The 8810-nt window shown below is 47.2% G+C and carries 6 protein-coding genes; all 6 read left to right on the top strand.

Annotated elements, in window-relative coordinates:
* Positions 1-374: dTDP-4-dehydrorhamnose 3,5-epimerase (gene rfbC, locus Q8L79_RS12370; protein WP_305271700.1), on the top strand; the 374-nt coding region annotated here is incomplete at its 5' end.
* A 148-nt stretch (positions 375-522) separates the two neighbouring features.
* Entirely contained in the window at positions 523-816 is a 294-nt protein-coding gene (locus Q8L79_RS12365) for a hypothetical protein (RefSeq protein ID WP_305271698.1), read from the top strand.
* Positions 813-2189: an ABC transporter ATP-binding protein gene (locus tag Q8L79_RS12360; RefSeq protein ID WP_305271697.1), complete on the top strand. Its 1377-nt coding sequence runs from the start codon at positions 813-815 to the stop codon at positions 2187-2189. Before Q8L79_RS12365 ends, Q8L79_RS12360 begins: the two co-directional genes overlap by 4 nt.
* Before the next feature lie 125 nt (positions 2190-2314).
* Entirely contained in the window at positions 2315-3067 is a 753-nt protein-coding gene (locus tag Q8L79_RS12355) for a TylF/MycF/NovP-related O-methyltransferase (protein ID WP_305271695.1), read from the top strand.
* A 131-nt stretch (positions 3068-3198) separates the two neighbouring features.
* Positions 3199-3912, top strand: coding sequence for a bifunctional 2-polyprenyl-6-hydroxyphenol methylase/3-demethylubiquinol 3-O-methyltransferase UbiG (locus Q8L79_RS12350; RefSeq protein WP_305271693.1), 714 nt, complete (start codon positions 3199-3201; stop codon positions 3910-3912).
* Between the two features lie 7 nt (positions 3913-3919).
* Positions 3920-8788, top strand: a complete 4869-nt coding sequence (locus Q8L79_RS12345; protein WP_305271691.1) for a methyltransferase domain-containing protein — start codon at positions 3920-3922, stop codon at positions 8786-8788.
* The last annotated feature ends 22 nt before the right edge of the window (positions 8789-8810 follow it).

Below are 8810 nucleotides of genomic sequence, written 5' to 3'. Positions count from 1 at the left end.
TGCGCGGCCTGCATTACCAAATCCGGCAGCCGCAAGGCAAGCTGGTGCGCGTGGTGCAAGGCGCGGTCTTTGACGTGGCCGTGGACATACGGCGCAGTTCGCCCACCTTTGGGCGGCATGTCGGGCTGGAACTGTCGGCCGAAAACAAACGCATGTTGTGGATACCCGAAGGCTTCGCACATGGCTTTGTAGTGCTGTCGGATACCGCAGAGTTTCTGTACAAAACCACCGACTACTGGGCTCCCGAATTCGAGCGCAGCATTGCCTGGAACGATCCGGCCATCGGCATCCACTGGCCGATTCAAGGCGAGCCCGCGTTGTCCGCAAAAGACCAACTGGGCAAGTCGTTGGCTGACGCGGAGCATTTCGCATGACCCACCCGGCAACCGCGGTCAACCCTCACGCCGCCCAGTCCATATCCCTTGCGGTCAGGAAACTAAGCGTGCGCAAGATTGACATTACTGTATACTCCGCTGCCAGTTGTTTCTTCTCCAGAATGCCCGTGCAGACCGGAGTTTTGCTATGACACTGGAAAAAGCCGAGCTGCTTAAAGACGCGCTGACTGACCTACTAATTCGACGCATTTTTCGCTTGATTGATGGGGTTGAGCTGATGAGCGGCGGCACAATACTTGATGGTATTTGCCGCGCGGCCCCCTCCGGCATGATTAATAGTCTCAAGTTGAGAAACCTGATTGCTAATAAGAAAATATCGAAGATATATATCGTAGTTGCTAATATGTCTTCGGCGCTATTAGCAGTCGTTCCCAATGTCATCGCCTATGCCGGCAACATAACTCGACGATACCCAGTATGACCACCGACATCGCCATTCACGTACAAAACCTCAGCAAGTGTTATCACATTTACGATGCTCCGCGCGATCGGCTCAAGCAGTTCGTGTTACCTCGACTGCAACGTCTCGCAGGGCTGCCGCCAAAGCAATATTTCCGCGAATTCTGGGCGCTCAAAGATATTTCATTTGAAATCAAGAAAGGCGAAACGGTAGGTATCATCGGACGCAATGGCAGCGGTAAATCTACACTGCTGCAAATGATCTGCGGCACACTTAATCCTACCAGTGGCAGTGTTCAAACCTATGGCCGCATCGCTGCGCTGCTCGAACTTGGTTCAGGCTTCAATCCAGAGTTCACCGGGCGGGAGAACGTATATATGAATGCCGCTGTGCTCGGCTTGAGCAACGAAGAAATCGATAAGCGATTTGATGACATTGTTGCCTTTGCCGACATCAGTGATTTTATCGGGCAGCCGGTAAAAACATATTCCAGCGGGATGATGGTGCGGCTGGCGTTTGCCGTCATTGCGCATGTGGATGCGGATATTTTGGTGATTGATGAAGCGTTAGCGGTAGGGGATGCTTTTTTTACTCAAAAATGCATGCGCTATTTGCGCAACTTTATGAAAACCGGAACCGTTCTGTTTGTGAGTCACGATACGGGGGCGGTGGTCAATTTGTGTAACAAGGCAGTTCTATTGGATCATGGTCAAATAAAAGCTTCAGGCACCCCAAAGCAAGTCACTGAACTCTATCTTGAGACCCTTTATGAATCTAGCCAAGGTGATATTCAAATAGACAAAACTGATCTTTCCGCATCCAATGAATATCATACCGATCTCGAATACAAAGATGCGCGCGAAGCATTAATTAATGGATCTACATTGCGCAACGATATCGAAGTATTCAAGTTTGAGCCAGAAAAATCCGGTTTTGGCACTGATATTGCCGTTATTTCTTCTGTAGTATTACGCAGTAGTGACGGCGCACCGTTATCTTGGGCGGTCGGTGGCGAGGACGTTATTCTGGAGATTCGATGCAAAGCTCATGAGCAGATACTCAGACCTATTGTGGGTTTTCAATTCAAGGATAGGTTGGGACAAGTTGTTTTCACCGATAACACTTATCTTAGCTATCAGTTCAACTCTCCTACAGTTGATGCGGGGAACGAATTAATTGCAAAGTTTGAGTTTCGCTTACCCATATTGCCTACCGGTGATTATAGTGTAACGGTGGCTTTGGCTGAAGGAACACAAGAAAACCATGTTCAGCATCATTGGATGCACGAGGCTCTAATTGTAAGGGTTCATGCGAGTTCAGTTTGCCAAGGGCTGGTAGGCATTCCGATGAAAGCAATCTGCTTGTACATCCCAAATGGAGGTAGTAATGGATAAATTAGATAGAGTTAAGCAACAAAAGTGGTTTTATGAGTTTACCCTTCCAGATGGAACGAAAACCGAAAGCTATTCGACCGACCTAGATATTTCACGCCATCAATATAGTTGAGACTAGATAAATAATGACAAATTATGATAATGAGCAAAGAAGTCGAAGAGTGACGGAAATTCTTGTTGAACCATCGTCATATATTCAGGATGGTTTGGCATCTATTCATAACAGTGAATTTATGAGCGATAATGCGTTCGCCGCTGCATATGCTCGTGGAGTCCAGGCCTCTGGGAAAGATTACGGCTGGCACTGGCGTGTACATATAGGGCTGTGGGCAGCATCGGTGGCAAAAAAATTAGATGGAGATTTTGTCGAATGCGGCGTTAACGCAGGATTCATGAGTAGCAGTATCATGCACTATCTGAATTGGAACTCACTTAACAAGTCTTTTTATTTATTAGACACTTTCAGTGGATTAGATGAGCGCTACGTTTCCGATGTGGAGATTGCCGAAGGTGCAATCGAGAAAAACAGCAAATTGATTGACATGGGATTTTATGTAACCGATGTCGATAACGTTATTAAGAATTTCTCTGAATGGAATGGTGTGCAGATCATCAAAGGGAGCATCCCTGAGACATTAAAGCATGTGAATTCAAACAAGATTGCTTTTTTGCATGTGGACCTAAATTGCGCGCCTCCAGAAGTGGCGGCAGTTGGGTATTTCTGGGAAAAAATGGTTCCGGGTGCCATCGTGTTATTAGATGACTATGCATACTGGGGTTATCGTCAGCAGAAAACTGCTATGGATGCGTTAATGCGAGAGTTAGGATCATCAGTAGTATCTCTACCGACGGGACAAGGATTGATAATTAGGTCGTAAAGCTTGATGTGACCTTAGATGCTCGGTGTTAATCTGGAATATAAATGCCCCCCATAAAGGTTAATACATTGAAGCCCCAAGCTCGTATTAGCTAATAATAATCTACTATGATAAAAAATTGTGAGTGAAAATTGGAAGAAATTTTAGCTAAAGAAATGGAGATAGCTCTGCAATACTGTGTTGCCTGTGGCTCAGGTCACTTCGGAGCTGTAGATGTATTGTGGCGCGATTTAATTGATGCGTGGCAATTGTCGCACGAAGAAATAAATTACATAAACCGACAACAAGGCATTTTTTGTCAAAAGTGTGGCAATAATTTGCGTGCGATGGGGCTGGCAAAAGCGATACTCTGCAGCTATTCAGCTCATCGGACTTTGGTTGAATTCTGTAACTCATCCGCTGAATTACATGTACTAGAAATCAATAAAGCAGGAAATTTGACCCAATTTCTACAAAAGCTACCGAATCACAAGTTAATCGAATACCCACAGTTTGACATGACAAATCTTGATATCGAATCGGAAAAATTCGATTTGGTAATCCATTCTGATACCTTGGAACACGTGCCATTCCCAGAAAGAGCGTTATCAGAATGTCGGCGTGTTCTTCGTCCTAGCGGACTCTGTATTTTTACTGTGCCAATTATTGTCGGTCGTATGACACGTTCGCGCACAGGCTTGGCTCCAAGCTACCACGGTCAGTCAGGCGTTCCTGCGGACGATCAAGTAGTTTGCACGGAGTTTGGAGCGGACGTTTGGCAAACTGTTTTGAAAGCAGGCTTTTGTTCCTGCGAAGTTTTTTCATTCGAATATCCGGCTGCGCTGGTATTAATCGCAAGAAAATAGGTTTTTTATGAAATTTACCGGTGAGCGTTATATTCCTGCCGAACAAGGCAAAATTCGATTAGAACATTACCATCGTTATGCGATGGCGCTGGATGTAGTTAAAGAAAAGGAAATTCTGGATGTAGCATGCGGCGAAGGTTATGGCTCATCTTTTATGGCCGATGTCGCGCGTTCAGTTGTAGGGGTAGATATTTCAGTCGATGCAGTGCGACATGCTACGGCTACTTATGCAAAGCCTAATCTGACGTTCTGCCAAGGCAGCGCGACTGCTCTTGATTTTGCTGATGCCTCGTTTGACGTTGTGGTTTCCTTTGAAACAATCGAACATTTGGCCGAGCAAGAACAAATGCTGGCAGAGATCAGGCGGGTATTGCGTCCGGATGGATTACTTGTTATTTCTTCTCCTAATCGTCCTATCTATTCTGAAGAGAGTGGCGAACATAACGAATTTCATGTCAAAGAGCTTGATTTCAAAGAATTCGATGAATTGCTGAAAACGCAATTTCAGTCCATTCAATATTTCGGTCAGCGTATATTGATGGGTTCCGTTATTCAGCCTCTTGAAGGCGGACAAGGTTCATTCCGTGCCTGGCATGATGACGGCAATGGCCTGAAGCCCATCGCAGGACATTTGGCAGAGCCGGTGTATTTTGTGGCGGTCTGTGGCGCAAGCAGTGTCGACTTGCCTGGTTTGGATATGTCGGTTCTTTATCCGGATAAGCTGGATTTGCTTAAACATTACGTGGGTTTTGCGAAGTGGGCGCAGACACAGGATCGAATTGTAGCTGAACGTGACGGGCTGGTTGCCAATCTCAGCCAAGCCGTCACGGAGCGCGATGAGCGAATTGCCAGCCAGAATCAATCCATCACTGAACTTCAAGCACAGATCGCGGATCTCAACCAAGTCGTAACGAAATGGGATAGGCGGATCGCCAGCCTCGACCAGAGAGTGGCCGAGCGCGATAGGCGGATTGCCACTCTCGACCAGGGAGTAGCTGAGCGCGATCGACGGATCGCCAGCCTCGACCAGAGAGCAGCCGAGCGCGATAGACGGATTGCCAGCCTCAATCAATCCGTAACTGAACTTGACGGGGAAATCGGCGGCCTTAACGATACAGTGAGTACACAGGATGACAAGATTATCCCCAATGCCAACTTGATTCGGCGAGGCCGTATTTTCTATCGTTCACTCACTGAACGATTGGCTCCGAGTAACCGGAAAAAAAGGATTATTGCTGAGCAAACTGAATTAATAGATAGCAGCAATCTATTTAATTCCGCGTGGTATTTGGAGCAAAACCCGGATGTCGCCGAAGCGGAAATTAATCCACTAGCTCATTATTTGAGTAATGGTGCTGTCGAATGTCGAAATCCTAATCCTTTGTTCGACAACTGCTGGTACTTGGAGCAGAACCCGGATGTCGCCGAAGCAGGCATCAACCCGCTAGTTCATTACCTGAGCAATGGTGCAGCCGAAGTACGGGATCCTGGTCCATTATTTGACAGCCGCTGGTACTTGGAACAGAACCCGGATATTGCCGAAGCAGGCATCAACCCGCTAGTTCATTATTGGAACAATGGTGCAGTCGAAGGTCGAAATCCGAACCCTTTATTCGACGGTCGCTGGTACTTGGAACAGAACCCGGATGTTGCCGAAGCAGGCCTCAATCCGCTAGCGCATTACCTGAGCAAGGGAGCAGTCGAAGGTCTAAATCCTAATCCTTTGTTCGACAGCCGCTGGTACTTGGAACAGAACCCGGATGTCGCCGAAGCAGGCCTCAACCCGCTAGCTCATTACTTGAGAAAAGGTGCAGCCGAAGGGAGGAATCCCAACTCCTGGTTCGACAGCCGCTGGTACTTGGAGCAGAATCCGGATGTCGCCGTAGCGGGAACCAACCCTCTGGTGCATTTTATACTTAGTGGCGCCGAGGAAGGCAGGCAACCGAAGCCACAACCTTTCCGCGATATGAAGATCTTATGCGAACATCTATTAAGGATAAACAGAAAGCAATTTGGGCTGCTAGGGTTTGAGTCATTCGATACGCCAAAGGTAAGTATCATCATTCCTGTTTACAATCAAGTCCACTATACGATCCAATGCCTGGAGTCGATTTGCAGATACCTGCCCTTAAGCTCCTTTGAAATAATTGTTGTCGATGACTGCTCATCGGATGATACAACAAAAAGGCTCAGCAGCATTGAGGGTGTAAAGGTTGTTTCAAACGAAACAAACCAGGGTTTCGTCCGTTCTTGTAATATCGGCGCCAAGGCAGCGCGAGGCGAATATCTGCATTTCCTCAATAACGATACCGAAGTGACAGCGGGATGGTTAGATGAACTCGTCAGAACTTTCCATGAATTCCCCGGCACAGGTTTTGTAGGCTCAAAACTGGTTTATCCAGACGGCTCGTTACAAGAAGCCGGAGGTATCATTTGGCAAGACGGTAGTGCATGGAATTTTGGGCGATTCCAAGATCCACAGTTACCGCTTTATAACTATGCCAGAGAGGTGGATTACTGCTCGGGTGCATCCATCATGGTTCCCAAGCTGTTATTTGATGAACTCGGCGGCTTTGACGAGCATTACCTGCCGGCCTATTGTGAAGATTGCGACCTCGCACTCAAAATCCGGGATCTTAATTACCGTGTTATCTACCAGCCGCTTTCAGAGGTCATTCACTACGAGGGCGTTACTTCGGGTACTGATCTTACAAAAGGCGTAAAAGCATATCAGGTAGAAAATACTGCAAAGCTATTTGTGCGCTGGCAGGAAAGATTTCGTGCTCATCAAGCGCCGGGCGTTGAGGTCGATCAAGCGAAAGACCGTATGGCCAAGCGACGTGTGCTGGTGTTGGATTACTGTACTCCTACGCCCAATCAGGATGCCGGCTCGATAGTAACGTTTAATATGTTATTGCTGTTACGGGAAATGGGTTTTCAGGTGACATTTATTCCTGAACATAATTTATTGTACCTGCCGGACTATACTCCGGCACTTCAGCGCGCAGGAATAGAGGTTTTGTATGCGCCATACCTTACGTCTGTAGAGCAACATTTGAATGAATTGGGAAAGCGTTACGATCTTGCCTTGCTGTTTCGTGGAGAAGTGCTTGAGAATAATGTAAAACTTGTTCGAAGATACTGTCCGCATGCCAAAGTGCTTTTCCATACCGTGGATCTTCATTTCTTAAGAATGACGCGCGAAGCTGCATTGCTCAGTGATTCAGTAAAAATGTTGGAAGCAAAGCAAATGAAGCAACGTGAGCTTGCGGCAATTTGCCTGGCTGACGCCTCTATCGTTGTTAGCATGGCTGAGCTGGAGCTGTTGCGGCCGGAATTGCCTAACGGACAAATCCACGTCCTTCCATTAATTATGAATGTAGAGGGAACGAGGAAAACCTTTTTTGATCGCAGAAACATTATCTTTGTCGGCGGTTATCAGCACACGCCCAATGTGGATGCGGTGCAATATTTTGTTGCGGAAATAATGCCGCTACTGCGCACACGCTTACCCGGAGTGTGTTTTTATGTTGTGGGAAGCAATCCACCTGTCGAGATTCTGGCTTTGGCTTGCGAAGATGTTATTGTCCTTGGTTTTGTTGACGACCTGAATCCGTTACTCGACAAAATGCGTATTTCCGTCGCCCCGCTACGTTTCGGAGCGGGTATAAAAGGCAAGATCGGGTCGGCGATGTCCGTCGGTTTACCCGTAGTGGCCACGCCGCTGGCAGCAGAAGGCATGTCGCTAACGACTGATGAAAACATTCTGGTTGCGGATGGCGCGGAAGCGTTTGCTGATACAATTGCGAAGCTATACAAAGATGAAGCGCTCTGGAATCGTATCAGCCATAACGGCCTGGAGTTTACAGAAAATGCTTGGGGGGCGGAAGCAGCCTGGAAGATTTTGAATGAGATTCTTAGTGAAATGTCAATATCCACGACCCGTGGCGCATATCCGCTCTCACTTTGTTCAGGGTCGGAGCCGGCACAGAAAGAAATTAAAAAACGAGCGGATGAATTAACGGCAATTACATCAGTTAAAAGTCGGGAAAATTTTATTCTCGCTTTGGATAATGAGCTGCTAAAGCAAATTAGAGAGATTGAAAAGACGCTGCTTGAGTCGTCAACAAACGAAGCTTTTGCAGTGGATGGATATTGTGTGCCGTGCCGCAAAAAAGTTTCTTTTTTGGTGGATATGCAATCAGGGGGGCAACGTCAAGATGATGGTTGGCTGCCGAATTGGCGCGAAAGGCTGGAGTGTCCTGTGTGCAGGATGAACAACCGCCAACGGCTGATAGCTACGCTTATCGAGCAGGAGCTGGATGTAGACGACAAAAAGAGCGTTTACTTTATGGAACAGGTTACGCCTATTTATAATTGGGCAACAGCCGCTTTCAAAAAACATAATATCGTCGGCAGCGAATATCTTGGGCATGAATATGAGGGTGGTGCAATCATCAAAGGCATTCGTCATGAAGATGTCGAAAATCTCAGTTTCCCGGATGGCGCACTAGACCTGATAGTGAGCAACGATGTGTTCGAACATGTCCCGAATCCAGCTAGAGCCTTTGCTGAATGTGTGCGTGTGCTTAAGACGGGGGGAGTGCTGCTTGCCACCATCCCATTTCACAGCAATAACGACTTGTCGATTGCTCGCGCAAAATTGGTTGCCGGTGCTTTAGAGCATATTTTGCCGCCGTCATACCATGGAAATCCCGTCTCTGCTGATGGCTCGCTGGTGTTTACGGATTTTGGCTGGGATGTGCTCGAAGAAATGCAAGAGGCTGGTTTTTCAGATGTTAGCATCGAAGTTTACGCATCTGTCGAGTTCGGTCATTTGGGCGGTGGACAGTTAGTGTTTAGATTGACCAAGTAACAAAATGATGCTGTCAAAGCAG

The sequence above is a fragment of the Methylobacter sp. genome (genome assembly GCF_030680395.1).
In the GTDB taxonomy this organism is placed as follows: Bacteria; Pseudomonadota; Gammaproteobacteria; order Methylococcales; family Methylomonadaceae; genus Methylobacter_A.
This window is presented reverse-complemented; position numbering and strand designations above follow the sequence as displayed.